The sequence below is a fragment of the Streptomyces deccanensis genome (assembly GCF_022385335.1).
GTDB classification, from domain to species: domain Bacteria; phylum Actinomycetota; class Actinomycetes; order Streptomycetales; family Streptomycetaceae; genus Streptomyces; species Streptomyces deccanensis.
This window is the reverse complement of record NZ_CP092431.1, coordinates 3,817,392-3,832,256: the sequence shown is the minus strand read 5'-3', so window position 1 is coordinate 3,832,256 and position 14,865 is coordinate 3,817,392. Positions and strand designations below refer to the sequence as shown.

Genomic DNA, 14,865 nt, shown 5'->3' with positions numbered 1-14,865 from the left:
CGCCTGTCGGGTTGCCCCACGACAGCGTGAGCGATGATGGAAGCATCCGCCTCCCATTTCTCCCTTCTCGCAGAAGGCCCCCGGAAAGGTCGCTCATGGCACCGCGCATCCTGCTGGCCCGGCACGGACAGACGGAATGGTCCCTGCTCGGAAAGCACACCGGCAGGACGGACATCCCGCTCCTCGAAGAGGGCCGGCGCGGCGCCAAGCTCCTCGGGGAGCGTCTGCACCGGGCGCCCCTGGACGGGCTGCCCGGTGTCGACGTACGGACGAGTCCCCTCTCCCGCGCGCGTGAGACCTGCGATCTGGCCGGCTTCGGCGACCGCGCCACCGAGTGGGACACGCTCATGGAGGTCGACTACGGGGCGTACGAGGGGCTCACTCCCGCCGAGATCCAGGCCTTCCGGCCGGGTTGGCTGATGTGGCGCGACGGCGTCCCCGAGGGGGAGACCCTGCGGCAGCTCGCCGCGCGCGCGGACGAGGTGGTGGCGTGGGCGCGGAGCGAGGACCGCGATGTGCTGGTCTTCGCCCACGGCCACGTCCTGCGGTCCATAGCCGCCCGCTGGCTGGGCCTGGACCTCGACTTCGCCGCACGCGTCCGCCTCAGCCCGACGTCCCTGTCGGTCCTCGGCTGGGCCTACGGCGACCCGGCGATCGAGTCGTGGAACGACACGGGGCACCTCACGAGCTGACCGTGCTTCCGAAGGCGGAACCGGCGGCTGTCTACGCGCTCCGCGCGACCCCCGCGTGCCGTTCCAGGAACGCCGACACCCCCGAGGCCCGACGGTGCGGCAGCAGCACCCGTGCCGTACCGGCCAGCATCTGCTGGACGCGGGAGGACTGGACCTCGTCGAGGAGGTCGAGGACCCGCATACCGGCGGCCGCGGCCTCGTCGGGACGCCCCCCGCGCGCGAGGTCGTCCGCCAGCTCGGCGGTGTAGAGCGCGATGTTCCGGGTGAAGTGCGGGTTCTGCAGACCGGCCGCCCGGCGCGCGTGCCGGGCCGCCCGGGGCCAGTCGCCCAGCGTGGACCAGCACTGCGCCTCCAGGCCCTCCAGCTCGGCCTCCCCGTAGAAGCTCATCCACTCCGGGTCGGCCTCCGCGGCCCCCCGCCCGAACAGGGCGTGCGCCCGGGCCAGCGCTTGTTCGCACCCGGTGCGGTCGGCGAGCCCCGCCCAGCCGCCCGCCTCCCGCAGCGCCAGGAGTGACATCAGCCGGGGTGATCCCAGCGGCCGGGCGACCCGCTGCGCGGCCTGCGCCGCCCGGACCGCCTCACGTGGCCGGCCCGCGTCACGCGCGAGGAAGGCCGTGTTGCAGAACGCGTGCGCCTCCAGACCCGGGTCCCCGGACATCCGGGCCGTGGCGAGCGCCTCCGCGTAGTGCGAGCGGGCGTCGTCGAACCGCCCCGAGTCATGGGCCAGCCAGCCCACGGAGATGGCCAGTTCGCCCGCGCCCGCGTACAGCCGGTCGGCGGTGGTCTGCCGGGTGGTGCCCGCGTCGAGCAGCGCGTACGCGGCCCGCAACGGCGCCGAGGCCCTGCGGTACAGCCCGTCCGCCCCGTGCCGGTCGTCGAGCAGCCGGATCTTGCGTACGGCCGCTTCGAGGGCCCCCGCCTCCCCCGTGCCCGCCCGGTGCACGGGCCGGGTCGAGGCCGAGGCCGCGCCGCCGAGGGCGAAGGGGCCGAAGGAGGCGGCCGCCATCGCGGCGGTGCCTCCGGTCATGAACGCGCGACGTTGCACGTCGCTCTCCTCGTCGTTCTGGTACGCCTGCTGCGTGCCCCGCCGGCCGCGCACATAGCCCGTGTCGCCCCGCGGGTCCTGCATGTCGTACATCTCTTGCGTGTCATACGGCTCGTACGCCCCTTCCGTCTCACACCCCCTTCCGTATGAGGAGTGCGAGCGGCTCTTGTTGCGAGGGGAGGGCGCCTCGTCGGCGGGGCGCGCCCCCCGACCGCGTACCTCCGCGCGGGGCGCGAAACCCAGGTCGGTCAGCGTTCGGCCGGGAAACATATGCAGGAACACCCGTTCGTACGCGTAGTTGGGACAGCGGATCTCGCCCGCCTCGACCCGTCCGACGTACCGCGCGTCGCAGCTCACCCGCTCGCCGATCTCACGGGCGGCCCGCCGTACCGCGGCGGCGAACTCGCCCGGCGAACGCTGCCCGCGCAGCTGCCTGAAGACGAGATTCGGCCGTTGGGGACGGGGGGACTGGGACGAGGTCACCGATGACGACGTCATGGCCGGGCCCTCTCTCGCGAACCGTCGAACCATGCCGGATTCAGTAGGACTTGTATGCGTGCTGCACGGTTGGTTCCGCTGTGTCCGGCGGGGCAAGAACGTACCCGCCCCATCGGGGCCCCCACGCGAGGTTTGGCTACAAACCGGATATCTCATCCACGATCTGCCATGAACTGCCATCCTTTGCGGCGCAGTTCCGCCGTAGCCGTTGACGGGGAGGCGCGTTGGGCAGGGCGCTGGTAGGCGTGGGAGGCCCGGATGAAGAACCTCGAAGCCCGTTCCGATTGCGACCTGGTGACCGTGCCCACGCGGCAGGGGCTGGAGGCGGTGGACATCCTCCGTCGGGGCGCCCTCGACGCGGTGGGGCCCGTCATGACGGTCGGTCCCGTTCTGCACGACGACACGCGTGACACCCTCGGGTTCCTGGTGCCGCCCGGTACGGCGGACGCGTGGGACGTGCCGGGGAGCACGTGCACGCAGAGCGACGGGCGGGGGGCCGTGCTGGCTCCTCCGGAGGGGGCGGGGTGGTTGTTGCCGCCGGGTGAGGTGGACCTCGCGACGGATCCGACGGTGCTGCGCGCTGCGCTGGGCGAGGCGGCGCGGTTGATCGAGGCCGCGGACAACTGCCGTTGATTTCGGCGCCGGTCGCCGTAGGGGTTCCGGGTTTCGGCGGGTGCGGGTTCGTCGTGGCTTGTCGCGCCCACGCGGCGGAGCCGCACAATGCCACAGCCCCGCGCCCCTTCAGGGCGCTCCCTGCGCGCAGAGGGTGCTCCCGGTCCGATAATGGGTTCATGGGCAGGTCGAAGAAGGGGCGCGGGCGGCGTGGGCAGGATGTCGACGCCGTGGTCGAGGAGGTCGACGGGGGGCTCGCCGAGCTGCTGCCCGATCGGGAGCGGGTCCGGGCCTGGACGCTGCTGGTCGACGGGGCGCCGCAGTCGCACGTCGATCTCGACGATCCGGCGTATCTGTCCTTCGAGTACCAGCGGCGGCTCGGCCATGTGATCGATCTGGTCGCCCCGGCCGGACGGCCCGTGCACGCCGTGCACCTCGGCGGAGGTGCCTTCACCCTCGCCCGGTACGTCGCCGCCACCCGCCCCCGCTCCACCCAGCAGGTCGTCGAGCGCGACGCGGCTCTCGTGCAACTCGTCCGGCGGGAGCTGCCGTTGGACCCCAACGCGCGCGTACGGGTGCGCTCGACCGATGCGCGCGAGGGGCTCGCGAAGGTGCCCGACGGGTGGGCGGACCTGGTGATCGCGGACGTGTTCAGCGCGGCGCGCACCCCGGCGCACCTGACGTCGACGGAGTTCCTCACGGACGTACGGCGGGTGGTGAAGCCCGGCGGCTGCTACGCCGCCAACCTCGCCGACGGCCCGCCGCTGGCCCATCTGCGCGCCCAGATCGCCACCGCGGCCGTCGTCTTCCCCGAACTCGCGCTGGTCGCCGACCCGACCGTGCTGCGGGGCAAACGATTCGGCAACGCGGTGCTCGTCGCCTCCGACCAACCCCTCCCGATCGCCGAGTTGACCCGCCGCGCCGCCTCCGACCCGCACCCCGGGCGCGTCGAACACGGCCGCGCGCTCACCGACTTCACGGGCGGAGCGGTGCCGGTGACGGACGCGGCGGCGACCGCCTCGCCGGCGCCGCCTTCGTCGGTGTTCCGCTGAGCCGACCGCTCCCCGACGCCCTCAGAAGTTCTGGACGTCCACCCGGGGCGCGCTGTCGTGCCAGGTGCAGAACACCGACACCCGGTCCGCACCGGCGGCGAAGTCGACCCGGATCCACGTCTCGGTCTTCCACACCTGCATCGACCAACCCGAGCCGGGCGTCGCGGACACCAGGGTCGCGTACTCCTCGCCGAGGGAGAAGACCACCCGGCCGCCCTCGGTGTCGTAGGCCTTGACCTCACCGGCGTCGGCCGAGTCACCCGGATCGGCCGGGGCGCCGGTGCCCGGACGGGGGCCGTCCTCGGCGGACTTGGAGGGGGCGGACGGGGGCTGCGACGGCTCGTCGCCGTCCTTGCCGTCCTCGCCGTTGTTCTTGCCGCCGTCCTTCTGCTCCCCGGCGCTCCGCGACGGGTCCGGGAGCGCGGTCGGCGTGATCGGCGGGGGCACGCCCTGGGCCTGTGCGTCGGCGGCCGTGATGGGCAGGGCCCGGGGCGGGTCGTAGGCGGTGCCGGCCAGCACCGAGTGGACGCCCCACCACGTCAGCGTGACCGCCGCGCCCGTGGCGAGCAGCCAGGCCAGTAGGTGGAGGATTCCTCTGCGCATCGCGGCCATACTGCCCCACGAGCCCCGCTGGTGTCGTGGGCGGACGAGTTATCCACAGGCCCCGACCGGCCTCTCCCGTTTGGCGTACGGTGCGGCGCATGGCAAGTGTGCTCGTGGTCGAGGACGACCAGTTCGTACGCTCGGCGCTGATCAGGCATCTGACGGACGCCGCCCACACCGTGCGCAGCGTCGGTACGGCGCTGGAGGCGCTGCGCGAGGTCGCGCATGTCCGCTTCGACGTGGTCATCCTCGACCTCGGGCTGCCCGACCTCGACGGCTCGGAGGCACTGAAGATGCTGCGCGGCATCACGGACGTCCCGGTGATCATCGCGACCGCGCGCGACGACGAGTCGGAGATCGTCCGGCTGCTGAACGCGGGCGCGGACGACTACTTGACCAAGCCGTTCTCGGTCGAGCACCTGGCCGCCCGGATGGCGGCCGTGCTGCGCCGCTCCCGCGCCTCGGGCGGCGAGGCGCCACCGTCCACGGTGATCCGGGTCGGCGGCCTCGCGATCGACCCGCTGCGGCGCCAGGCCGAGCTGGACGGCGTCCGACTCGACCTCACCCGGCGCGAGTTCGACCTGCTCGCGTTCCTCGCCGGCCGGCCCGGTGTGGTCGTCGCGCGCAAGGAGCTGCTCGCGGAGGTGTGGCAGCAGTCGTACGGCGACGACCAGACCATCGACGTGCATCTGTCCTGGCTGCGCCGGAAGTTGGGGGAGACTGCGGCGCGACCCCGCTATCTGCACACCCTGCGGGGCGTCGGCGTGAAGCTGGAGCCACCGGCGCCGGGGGGCCGGCGATGAGGTGGGCGCCGGTCGGGGCGTGTGGGGTGGTGCGGCGATGAAATGGGCGTCGGTCGGGGTGGTGTGGTCATGAGGTGGGCGCTGGTCAAGGTGTGCCTGGCGGTGACGGCCATGGTCGTGGTGGCCTTCGCGGTGCCGCTCGGGCTGGTCGTCAAGGAGATGGCGCGGGACCGGGCGTTCTCGGGCGCCGAGCGGGAGGCGGCCGCGATCGCCCCGGCGCTCTCCATCACCACCGACCGGGAGCAGTTGGAGCGGGTCGTCGCCGCGGCCGGGTCGGACGACGGGATGGCGGTGCACCTGCCGGCGGACGGCGCGGGGACCGCCCCGCTCGACCTGGGCCGCGGTCGCGCCTCCGACGAGGACATCGCGGCCGTGCGCAAGCTGGGCCGCGCCTCCACCACCGAGGTGCCGGGCGGGTCGACGCTGCTGCAGCCCACCGCGCTCAGCTCCGGCGAGATAGCGGTCGTCGAGGTGTATGTGCCCGAGTCGGAGGTGAGCAACGGGGTCGCCACGGCGTGGGCGGTGCTCGCGGGGGTGGGCGCGCTGCTGATCGTCGGCTCGGTCGCGGTGGCCGACCGGCTCGGGGTGCGGATGGTCCGCCCGGCGCGGCGGTTGGTCGAGAGCGCGCGGGAACTGGGGGAGGGGCAGCTGGGCGCGCGGGTGCCGGAAAAGGGGCCGAAGGAGCTGCGGCTGGCGGCGGTGGCGTTCAACGCGATGGCGGACCAGGTGGTGCGGTTGCTGGCGAACGAACGGGAGCTGGCGGCGGACCTGTCGCACCGGCTGCGCACACCGCTGACCGTGCTGCGGCTCAACGCGGCCTCCCTCGGCGACGGGCCGGCCGCCGAGCAGACGCGGGCGGCGGTCGAGCAACTGGAGCGGGAGGTCGACACGATCATCCGCACGGCACGGGAGGCGAAGCCGCAGACGGCGGTGGCGGGGCCCGGCGCCGGGTGCGACGCGGCCGAGGTGGTCCGGGAGCGGATGGCGTTCTGGTCGGCGCTCGCCGAGGACGAGGGCCGCAAGTGGCGGGTGGCCGGGGTGGAGCGTCCGGTCCGCATACCCGTGGCCCGGGCCGACCTGGCCGCCGCGCTGGACACCCTGCTCGGCAATGTCTTCCGGCACACGGGGGAGGGCACGGCGTTCGCGGTCGACGTTCACAACGGCGAGGACGCGGTGATCGTTCTCGTCTCCGACGCCGGTCCGGGCATCGCCGATCCCGAGGCGGCGATGGCCCGGGGCCGGGGCTCCGGCAGCGACGGCTCGACCGGTCTGGGCCTCGACATCGTGCGCCGCCTCGCCGAGTCGACCGGCGGCGATGTGCGCATCGGGTCGTCGGTGCTGGGCGGGACCGAGGTGCGGATCTGGATCCAGCTGCACGGCGGCGGCGCGACGGACGGCAGGGCCGCGGGGCGCAAGGGACACCGGGGCGCTTCCATACGCCGGCGCAAACACACCGGGGCCCTCTCCGCCCTCGGGCGGCCGCGCGCGTCGTCGTGATCGGGCTTGTGCGGTCGCCGTGCCCCGTATGCGGGTGCATGTCCGTGAGTGATGTGGCTCACGTGTGTGACGGTCACGTTTCGACAACCAGGGATTACGTTTCAACAAAGGGGGACAAGAAGTCTTGACTCATGACATGACATAGAGCTGTTATGGCGGCCACCGTGTTCGGTCGAGTTGGTTTCTGATTGTTTTCGATCAGTAGCCGGCGAGGGCCATTGAGACCGAACCACCTGTCCCCCAGGGAGCCGTACATGCATCTCACACCTTCCGGTCTCTCCGTCCCCGGCACGAGCCGCCGCACCCTGCTGCGCGGCATAGGCGGGGCCGCGGCACTCGGCGCTGGAGTCCCCCTGCTCAGCGCCTGCGGAGGCAGCGGCAGCAGCGCCGGTGACTCGAAGACCGTCACCGTCGGCTCCAACGCGTCGGACGCGGTGCCGAAGAAGGCGTTCGCCGAGATCTACGCGGCCTTCAAGAAGCAGTCCGGGCTCACGGTCGACGTGAACACCAAGGACCACAACACGTTCCAGGAGCAGATCAACTCCTACCTCCAGGGCACCCCGGACGACGTGTTCCACTGGTTCGCCGGCTACCGGATGCAGTTCTTCGCGGCCAAGGGCCTCGCCACGTCGATCGACGACGTGTGGGACAAGATCGGCGGGAACTTCCCCGACGCGATGAAGAAGCTCAGCCAGGGCGAGGACGGCAAGTCCTACTTCGTGCCGCTGTACACGTACCCCTGGGCGCTCTTCTACCGCAAGAGCGTCTTCCAGGAGAAGGGCTACGAGGTTCCCACCACGTGGGACCAGCTGATCGCCCTGTGCAAGCAGATGCAGAAGGACAAGCTCGTCCCGATCGCCTTCGGTGACAAGGACGCCTGGCCGGCGATGGGCACCTTCGACCAGCTCAACTTCCGCACCAACGGCTACGACTTCCACGTCGAGCTGATGGCGGGCAAGGCGTCGTGGACGGACGCCAAGGTGCGCAAGGTCTTCGACCTGTGGACCGAGCTGTTGCCGTACCACCAGGAGGGCGCCGTCGGCCGCACCTGGCAGGACGCGGCGCAGACCCTGGCGTCGAAGAAGGCGGGCATGTACCTGCTGGGCACCTTCGTGGGCCAGCAGTTCACCAACAAGGCCGACCTGGACGACCTCGACTTCTTCGCCTTCCCGGAGATCGACCCGGCGTTCGGGCAGGACACCGTCGAGGCCCCCACCGACGGCTTCATGATGAGCAAGGCCCCGAAGAACAAGGCCGGCGCCGTCAAGCTCATGGAGTTCCTCGGCACCCCCGAGGCGGAGCAGATCTACCTCAAGGCCGACCCGAACGTGGTGGCCGCCTCCACCAAGGCTGACACCTCCTCGTACTCGCCGCTGCAGAAGAAGGCGTACGACATGATCTCGGGCGCCAAGAGCCTCACCCAGTTCATGGACCGCGACAGCCGCCCCGACTTCACCTCCACGGTGATGCAGCCGGCGCTGCAGAAGTTCATCCGCGACCCCAAGGGCGTCGACAGCCTGCTCTCGTCCATCGAGCGGCAGAAGAAGACGATCTTCGCGTCCTGACGACCGACCGTCCTGACGATCGACCGTCCTCACGACTGGATGACCTCCTGACATGACGACCACCCCCACCGAGAGCCCGGAGGCGGCCACGCCGCCTCCGGGCTCCGGCCCTGCCGCAAAGACCTCCACGACCGCCACCAAGGTGCCCCAGGGGCACCGGCGGCTCCTCACCCGCCGGGACAGGCTGACGCTGGGTCTGATGGCGGGTCTGCCGACGATCCTGCACGTCGCCCTGGTGTGGGTGACGGCCCTGGCGTCGATCCTGCTGGCCTTCACCACCTGGGACGGCATCGGCTTCGACTCCATCAAGTGGGTCGGGCTGCACAACTTCACGGAACTGTTCACCAACAACCCGCAGTTCTGGCCCGCCGTCGAGCACAACATCGTCTGGTTCGTGGCGCTCATCCTGATCCCCACACCGCTCGGCCTGTTCCTGGCCGTGCAGCTGGACAAGAACATCCGCTTCAGCCGCGTCTACCAGACGGCGTTCTTCCTGCCCGTCGTGATGTCGCTCGCGGTCATCGGCTTCGTCTGGCAGCTGATCTACAACCCCGACACGGGCCTGATCAACAGCCTCATCGGCGCCAACGAACCCGGCCACTACATCGACTGGATCGGCGACCCCGACCTCAACCTCTGGGCCATCCTGATCGCCGCGTCCTGGCGCCACACCGGCTACATGATGATCCTCTACCTCGCCGGCCTGAAGGGCGTCGACCCCTCCCTGCGCGAGGCCTCCGCCCTGGACGGCGCCAACGAGTGGCAGACGTTCAAGAACGTCATCTTCCCCACCCTGCGCCCGACGAACACGGTCGTCCTGGTCGTCACCATCATCGAGGCCCTGCGCGCCTTCGACCTCGTCTTCGTCTTCAACAAGGGCGCCGAGGGCACCGAGCTGCTCTCCATCCTCGTCACCAACAACATCATCGGAGAATCCAGCCGGATCGGGTACGGCTCGGCCATCGCCGTCGTGCTCCTGGTGATCTCCCTCGCCGTGATCATCCCCTACCTGATCGCGACCTTCCGGAAGGAGCGGCGCGCATGAGCACCACCGTCGACACCACCGCCGCGACCGCCGCTCGCAAGGAGCGCACACCCGTCCGCCCCGCCCGGATCGTCCTGCACGTCTTCCTCGTCTGCATGGCCCTGGCCTGGCTGGGCCCCCTGCTGTGGGCGCTGTACGCCGCCATGCGCCCCTACGGCGAGACATCCGAGAAGGGCTACGTCTCCTGGCCCGACAGCCTCAGCTTCGACAACTTCACGAACGCGTTCACCCAGTCGGAGATGACGCACTACTTCGTGAACACCCTGATCATCGCCGTCCCGGCGGTGCTGCTGACGCTGTTCCTGTCGTCGATGGTCGCCTTCTACGTCAGCCGCTTCGACTTCCGCATCAACCTCTTTCTGCTGCTGGTCTTCACCGCCGGCAACCTGCTCCCGCAGCAGGTCATCATCACCCCCCTGTACCGGCTCTACCTGCTCATCGACCTGCCCGGCATCACCATGAGCGGCAAGCTGTACGACTCCGCGCTCGGCCTGGTCCTCATCCACGTGGCGTTCCAGTCCGGGTTCTGCGCCTTCGTGCTCAGCAACTACATGCGCTCCCTGCCGCACGAGCTGACCGAGGCGGCGCTGGTCGACGGCGCGTCGGTGTGGCGGCTGTACTGGCAGATCGTGCTCCCGCTGTGCAAGCCCGCGATGGCCGCCCTGGCGACGTTGCTGTCCATCTGGATCTACAACGACTTCTTCTGGGCCCTCGTACTGATCTCCACCGGTGAGAACATGCCGATCACCTCGGCCCTGAACAACCTCTCCGGCCAGTACTTCACCGACCCCAACCTCGTCGCCGCCGGCGCCCTGCTCACCGCCATCCCCACGCTGATCGTGTACTTCGCACTCCAGCGCCAGTTCGTCAGCGGCCTCACCCTCGGCGCCAACAAGGGCTGACACCGGCCCCGTTCGAAAGAGAACCACCGTGCCCCACCCGTTCACGCCGGTCGCCTCCGTGCCCGTGGACCCCCGCACCGCGCGGGTCCACGAGGAGGGCTGGCAGTCCTGGAGCCCCAGCGGCTCCTACGGCCTCGACGCGACCCCGTACCGCCCGACCGACGACAACTGGGCGACCGTCTGCTACCGGCCGGGGGCCGCCGGCCCCGAGGGCACCTTCCAGGGGGAGGGCCTGCTGGCGCTCGCCCCGGGTGACGGTTCGAGGTACGGCTCGTGGGCGGCTGCTGATCCGGTGCGGGAGGGGCCGTCGATTCGGCTGGGTGGTGAGGGGCATCGCGACGGAGATCAGTCCTGATGCGCCGGTGGAGGGGCTGGCGCACACCGGCGGCGTCAGCCGGTCCCGGCGGACTGGGCGGAGGGCTCTACCCTCCGCCCCGACCGTGGTGCTCCGGGTGCGAGCTACTTCCACTGAGGTCATTGAGATCGACATCCACGAGAACCCTCGTGCGATGGACGACCTTGACCTCGACGTCGTCCAGATCGACGGCAGCTAACTGTCCGTTCTGGGCGACTGGCTCACCGTTCCTCTGGACTGAGCGGGCCTGCTCAGCCGCACGCCCCGAACGGTCTTGGGCGCACTGGTCCCCGGCGTACTCAACCCCGGGGCGGCGACACGCATCCTGTGCGTGGTCCGGGCCCAGGAGGCCAGTTCCCTGCGCGACCTGGCCAATTGGGTACGGCCAGAGGCGACGGGGAGGCCCCGAACCATCACTCCGGTGGAGCGGGGGCCCCGCACGCTGGCGCCTCACCCGGCGTCCCAGATCGCACGGCAACGCTAACCCGTTCGCCCCAAGGCGCCGCAAGGCTGAAAGCCGACCATCACACGATCGAGCTAAGGCGACCCTATGAATACTTCCGACCAAGCACTGGTTGACCGCGAGGGTATCGTCCTGATCCGCTCCGCCATCGGCCCCGACGCCTACCTGCTGGGCTGCGGCGCGCCGATCCTCCCCTCCATCGGCCTGTTCGACGCGATGCGGGTCAGCCCCGACACGGCCCCGCATCGCCGACCCGAGGCCGACGACTACAGCCAGCCCGGCCAGGACCCCGCCGAGTTCACCGGCGTGGGCCGCCAGTGGCAGCACGGCCGCCTGTGGGTGAACGATCCCGACTGCCTGATGGCCCGCCCGGCCGTGGAGACGCGCGAGCGCTGGGCGGCGCACGTCGAGGCCACCGGAGGCCTGATGGCCTCCAGCGACCGGCTGCTCTCGCTGGACCCCTGGGGCGTGGAAACGACCCGCCGACCTGACGAAGGGCCCGGAGGCCTCCGAATGAAGCGCGAACTGAACGTCCCCGGCCTCGCCTACGGCGGCGACTACAACCCCGAGCAGTGGCCCGAGGAGGTCTGGGCCGAGGACGTACGCCTCATGCGCGAGGCGGGCGTGAACATGGTCAGCGTCAACATCTTCTCCTGGGCGCTCCTCGAGCCGCGCGAGGGCGAGTACGACTTCACTCGCCTCGACAAGATCCTGGCGCTGCTGCACGAGAACGGCATCGCCGCCGACCTGGCGACCCCGACGGCGGCCCCGCCGGCCTGGTTCTTCGTCAAGCACCCGGACGCCCTGCCGGTCGACCGGGACGGCCGCACCCTCTCGTACGGCAGCCGCCAGACGTTCTGCCCCTCCAGCCCCGCCTACCGCGAGGCGGCCCTGCGGATCGCCCGCGTGCTGGGCGAGCGGTACGCCGACCACCCGGCCGTGGTCATGTGGCACGTCCACAACGAGTACGGCTGCCACAACGGCGAGTGCCACTGCGACACCAGCGCGGCCGCGTTCCGCGTCTGGCTGCGGGAGAAGTACGACGACGACCTGGCGGCGCTCAACGACGCCTGGGGCACGACGTTCTGGAGCCAGTGGTACTACGACTGGGACGAGATCATCCCGCCGCGCGCGACGGGCGCGGTGCCGAACCCGACGCACCAGCTGGACTGGCGCCGCTTCTGCTCCGACGCGCTGCTGTCGCTGTGCAAGGCGGAGCGGGAGGTGCTGCTGGAGGCGGCCCCCTCCACGCCCGCCACCACCAACTTCATGGTGATGTTCAACTTCGACAAGCTGGACTACTGGCGCTGGGCGCCGGAGCTGGACATCGTCTCCAACGACCACTACCTCCAGTCGACGGACCCCGAGTCGCAGATCGACATCGCGCTCAGCGGCGACCTGGTGCGCTCCCTGGCGGGCGGCAGCCCGTGGCTGCTGATGGAACACTCCACCGGCGCGGTCAACTGGCAGCCCGTCAACCGTGCCAAGACCGCCGGTGAACTGCGCCGCAACGCGCTCTCCCACGTGGCGCGGGGCGCCGACGGCATCGCCTACTTCCAGTGGCGGGCCGCCAAGGCCGGCGCCGAGCAGTGGCACTCGGCGATGCTCCCGCACGCCGGCACCGACAGCCAGATCTGGCGCGACGTGGTCCAACTGGGCGCGGACCTGCGGTCGTTGGCGGAGGTGCGGGGCAGCACGGGCGTCGCCGAGGTCGCCATCGCCTGGGACTGGAACGCCTGGTGGGCGGTGGAACTCCCGTCCCAGCCCAGCGAGAAGCTCCGCTTCCAGGACCTGATCCGCGCCTGGTACGAGCCGCTGTGGCGGGCCGGTGTGGCGGTGGACTTCGTCCGCCCGGACGCGGACCTGTCCGCGTACAAGCTGGTGCTGGCCCCGAGCCTCTACCTGGTGGACGACACGGGCGCTGCCAACCTCACCGGCTTCGCACAGGCCGGCGGCACCCTCGCCGTCGGCTTCCACAGCGGCGCGGTGGACGAGAACTGCCACGTCCGGCTGGGCGGTTACCCGGGCGCCTTCCGCGAGACCCTGGGTGTCCGCACGGACGAACTCTTCCCCCTCCTCCCGGGGGAGACGGTGGGCCTGAGCGACGGCGGTACGGCGTCCCTGTGGTCGGAGCGGGTCGCCCTGGCGGGCGCGGAGGCGGTGACGTCGTACACCTCCGGCCCCCTGACCGGAGTCCCCGCCGTCACCCGCCACACCCACGGCTCCGGCACGGCCTGGTACGTCGCCACCCGCCCGGACCCGACGACCCTCGCCGCCCTCCTGGACCGCGTCCGCGAGGAGTCCGGCGTGACGTCGGTGCGCCCGACCCCGGAGGGCGTGGAGGCGGCCCTGCGCCGCGGCCCGGAGGCCGACTTCCTCTTCCTGATCAACCACGGCGACACCGACGCCGAGATCGAGGTGGCCGCGGACTCCGTCGACCTCCTGACGGGCAAGACCGTCACCACGACCGACGCCCCGGCGACCGTGCTGGTCCCGGCCGGGGAGGTGGCGGTCGTCCGCGAACCCCGCTGACCCCGCTCACGACGCCACAGGGCCGCGGCCCCTTCGGGGTGCGCGGCCCTGTGGCGTTCAGAAGGTGCCACGCAGCACGTCACGCCCACCCGTACAGGGACATCCGGGGACCGTCGGCGAGATAGCCGCGCAGCGCGCCGGCGTTGCCCTCCACGAAGTCCTCGGGGAGGGAGTCGGTGGCGAACCAGCGGACCTGGGAGTGCTTGGTCGGTTCCCGGTTCTCGGGCTCGCCCGTCCACTCGTGGGCGACGAAGACGACGGTGAGGAAGCCGTCCGGCGCCTCGACGCCCCGGGCCGCGTGGATGACGTGCGCGACCTCCAGCGCCTCCGGCTTCACGGTCAGCCCGGTCTCCTCGTACAGCTCGCGCACGGCGGCCCCGGTGACGGGCTCCCCGGGCTCGCTCTTCCCGACGGGCAGATCCCACCGTCCCCGGGCGAACCTGGCGTGCTCGCCCCGCTGGAGGAGGAGGACCCGGCCCGCGGCCCGGTCGTGGACGATGACGGCGGCGACCAACTGCGTCACGGAGCACGTCCTTTCCTGGTCGGCAGCGTCTAGCATGACGCGTATGGAGTGCTTCGCGTCCTGGCGTACCCGCCACTGAGGTCGGCCCACCGACACGTCTCGTGTGATCGGCGGGCCAGAGGTGTCCTTTTCCTCCCTCAGGTTCCGAGAGGTCCACTCCATGCTCATTCGCGCATACGCCCGGGACGACCTGGCACGACTGACCGAACTCACCATCGACACGTTCCGGCCGTTCTTCGAGGACTCCGTCGGACCGGTGCTCGACGGGCTCGTCCTCACCACGCTGCACGCCGACTGGCGCGGTGACTACCGCGAACTGGTGCCCACCCTGCACGACCCGGCCGAGCACAGGTACGTCGCGGTGGCCGAGTCCGCCGACGGCGTGATCGCCGGGTACGTCGCCTGGCAGGCCGACCTGACCCGGCACCACGGCGAGATAGTCCTGCTCGCCGTGGACGAGCGGCACCGCGGCGACGGCACGGGCACCGCCCTGTGCGAGCACGCCTTCGCCGACCTGCGCGGACGCGGCACGAGGCTCGTCGAGATCGGCACCGGCGGCGACGCCTTCCACGCCCCCGCCCGCGCCCTCTACGAGAGCCTCGGCTGCGTCCCGTTCCCCACGGCGCACTACTACCGGCGGCTCTGACCACCGACGTCCGGGGCGCGGCGCTCCCCTAT

At 71.2% G+C, this 14,865-nt stretch carries 14 protein-coding genes; 11 read left to right on the top strand and 3 right to left on the bottom strand.

All coding sequences use genetic code 11. The annotated features are described in order from the left end of the window. Nucleotides 1-95 precede the first annotated feature (95 nt). Entirely contained in the window at nt 96-692 is a 597-nt protein-coding gene (locus L3078_RS17055; RefSeq protein WP_239754640.1) for a histidine phosphatase family protein, read from the top strand. A gap of 31 nt (nt 693-723) precedes the next feature. Here the strand turns inward: L3078_RS17055 and L3078_RS17050 are convergent, their stop codons facing one another. Next, entirely contained in the window at nt 724-2,235 is a 1,512-nt protein-coding gene (locus tag L3078_RS17050; protein ID WP_239754639.1) for an NsdA family TPR-like regulatory protein, read from the bottom strand. 258 nt (nt 2,236-2,493) lie between these two features. Here L3078_RS17050 and L3078_RS17045 point away from each other — a divergent pair, with 258 nt between their 5' ends. Then, nucleotides 2,494-2,868 carry a hypothetical protein gene (locus L3078_RS17045; RefSeq protein ID WP_239754637.1) on the top strand — a complete coding sequence of 125 codons (375 nt, stop codon included), beginning with the start codon at nt 2,494-2,496 and terminating at the stop codon, nt 2,866-2,868. Nucleotides 2,869-3,026: 158 nt separating this feature from the next. After that, a complete protein-coding gene (locus L3078_RS17040; RefSeq protein WP_239754635.1) occupies nt 3,027-3,899 on the top strand; it encodes a spermidine synthase in 873 nt (290 codons plus the stop codon). A 21-nt stretch (nt 3,900-3,920) separates the two neighbouring features. Here the strand turns inward: L3078_RS17040 and L3078_RS17035 are convergent, their stop codons facing one another. Further along, on the bottom strand, nt 3,921-4,511 hold the full coding sequence (locus tag L3078_RS17035; RefSeq protein ID WP_239754633.1) for a hypothetical protein: 591 nt from the start codon (nt 4,509-4,511) through the stop codon (nt 3,921-3,923). An 89-nt stretch (nt 4,512-4,600) separates the two neighbouring features. Here L3078_RS17035 and L3078_RS17030 point away from each other — a divergent pair, with 89 nt between their 5' ends. The 7 genes from L3078_RS17030 to L3078_RS16995 all read left to right on the top strand — a co-directional run bounded on the left by L3078_RS17030 (nt 4,601) and on the right by L3078_RS16995 (nt 13,664). Continuing rightward, nucleotides 4,601-5,305 (top strand): response regulator transcription factor, encoded by a 705-nt coding sequence (locus tag L3078_RS17030; RefSeq protein WP_239754631.1) that lies wholly within the window; start codon nt 4,601-4,603, stop codon nt 5,303-5,305. 69 nt (nt 5,306-5,374) lie between these two features. Continuing rightward, nucleotides 5,375-6,802 carry a sensor histidine kinase gene (locus tag L3078_RS17025; protein WP_239754630.1) on the top strand — a complete coding sequence of 476 codons (1,428 nt, stop codon included), beginning with the start codon at nt 5,375-5,377 and terminating at the stop codon, nt 6,800-6,802. Between the two features lie 254 nt (nt 6,803-7,056). Further along, nucleotides 7,057-8,367 carry an ABC transporter substrate-binding protein gene (locus L3078_RS17020; RefSeq protein ID WP_239754629.1) on the top strand — a complete coding sequence of 437 codons (1,311 nt, stop codon included), beginning with the start codon at nt 7,057-7,059 and terminating at the stop codon, nt 8,365-8,367. A 52-nt stretch (nt 8,368-8,419) separates the two neighbouring features. Then, nucleotides 8,420-9,412, top strand: coding sequence for a carbohydrate ABC transporter permease (locus tag L3078_RS17015; RefSeq protein WP_239754628.1), 993 nt, complete (start codon nt 8,420-8,422; stop codon nt 9,410-9,412). Further along, nucleotides 9,409-10,314 (top strand): carbohydrate ABC transporter permease, encoded by a 906-nt coding sequence (locus L3078_RS17010; RefSeq protein WP_239754627.1) that lies wholly within the window; start codon nt 9,409-9,411, stop codon nt 10,312-10,314. The genes L3078_RS17015 and L3078_RS17010 overlap by 4 nt, the downstream gene beginning before the upstream one ends. Before the next feature lie 28 nt (nt 10,315-10,342). Beyond that, the gene (locus L3078_RS44740; protein ID WP_338059509.1) at nt 10,343-10,669 is read left to right on the top strand and encodes a hypothetical protein; all 327 of its coding nucleotides are present in this window, start codon (nt 10,343-10,345) and stop codon (nt 10,667-10,669) included. A 976-nt stretch (nt 10,670-11,645) separates the two neighbouring features. After that, complete coding sequence (locus tag L3078_RS16995; protein WP_239760350.1) at nt 11,646-13,664, top strand: beta-galactosidase; 2,019 nt, start codon at nt 11,646-11,648, stop codon at nt 13,662-13,664. Between the two features lie 79 nt (nt 13,665-13,743). On the opposite strand, the gene L3078_RS16990 is transcribed toward L3078_RS16995, so the two are convergent. Then, on the bottom strand, nt 13,744-14,187 hold the full coding sequence (locus L3078_RS16990; RefSeq protein ID WP_239754626.1) for an NUDIX domain-containing protein: 444 nt from the start codon (nt 14,185-14,187) through the stop codon (nt 13,744-13,746). A gap of 160 nt (nt 14,188-14,347) precedes the next feature. Between L3078_RS16990 and L3078_RS16985 the strand changes: the two genes are divergently transcribed. Then, a complete protein-coding gene (locus tag L3078_RS16985) occupies nt 14,348-14,833 on the top strand; it encodes a GNAT family N-acetyltransferase (protein WP_239754625.1) in 486 nt (161 codons plus the stop codon). The last annotated feature ends 32 nt before the right edge of the window (nt 14,834-14,865 follow it).

Excerpts from the sequence above, each read along its gene's own strand:
- L3078_RS17055 (WP_239754640.1), top strand. The coding sequence starts at position 96 with ATGGCACCGCGCATCCTGCTGGCCCGGCACGGACAGACGGAATGGTCC.
- L3078_RS17050 (WP_239754639.1), bottom strand. The coding sequence starts at position 2,235 with ATGACGTCGTCATCGGTGACCTCGTCCCAGTCCCCCCGTCCCCAACGG.
- L3078_RS17045 (WP_239754637.1), top strand. The coding sequence starts at position 2,494 with ATGAAGAACCTCGAAGCCCGTTCCGATTGCGACCTGGTGACCGTGCCC.
- L3078_RS17040 (WP_239754635.1), top strand. The coding sequence starts at position 3,027 with ATGGGCAGGTCGAAGAAGGGGCGCGGGCGGCGTGGGCAGGATGTCGAC.
- L3078_RS17035 (WP_239754633.1), bottom strand. The coding sequence starts at position 4,511 with ATGGCCGCGATGCGCAGAGGAATCCTCCACCTACTGGCCTGGCTGCTC.
- L3078_RS17030 (WP_239754631.1), top strand. The coding sequence starts at position 4,601 with ATGGCAAGTGTGCTCGTGGTCGAGGACGACCAGTTCGTACGCTCGGCG.
- L3078_RS17025 (WP_239754630.1), top strand. The coding sequence starts at position 5,375 with ATGAGGTGGGCGCTGGTCAAGGTGTGCCTGGCGGTGACGGCCATGGTC.
- L3078_RS17020 (WP_239754629.1), top strand. The coding sequence starts at position 7,057 with ATGCATCTCACACCTTCCGGTCTCTCCGTCCCCGGCACGAGCCGCCGC.
- L3078_RS17015 (WP_239754628.1), top strand. The coding sequence starts at position 8,420 with ATGACGACCACCCCCACCGAGAGCCCGGAGGCGGCCACGCCGCCTCCG.
- L3078_RS17010 (WP_239754627.1), top strand. The coding sequence starts at position 9,409 with ATGAGCACCACCGTCGACACCACCGCCGCGACCGCCGCTCGCAAGGAG.
- L3078_RS16995 (WP_239760350.1), top strand. The coding sequence starts at position 11,646 with ATGAAGCGCGAACTGAACGTCCCCGGCCTCGCCTACGGCGGCGACTAC.
- L3078_RS16985 (WP_239754625.1), top strand. The coding sequence starts at position 14,348 with ATGCTCATTCGCGCATACGCCCGGGACGACCTGGCACGACTGACCGAA.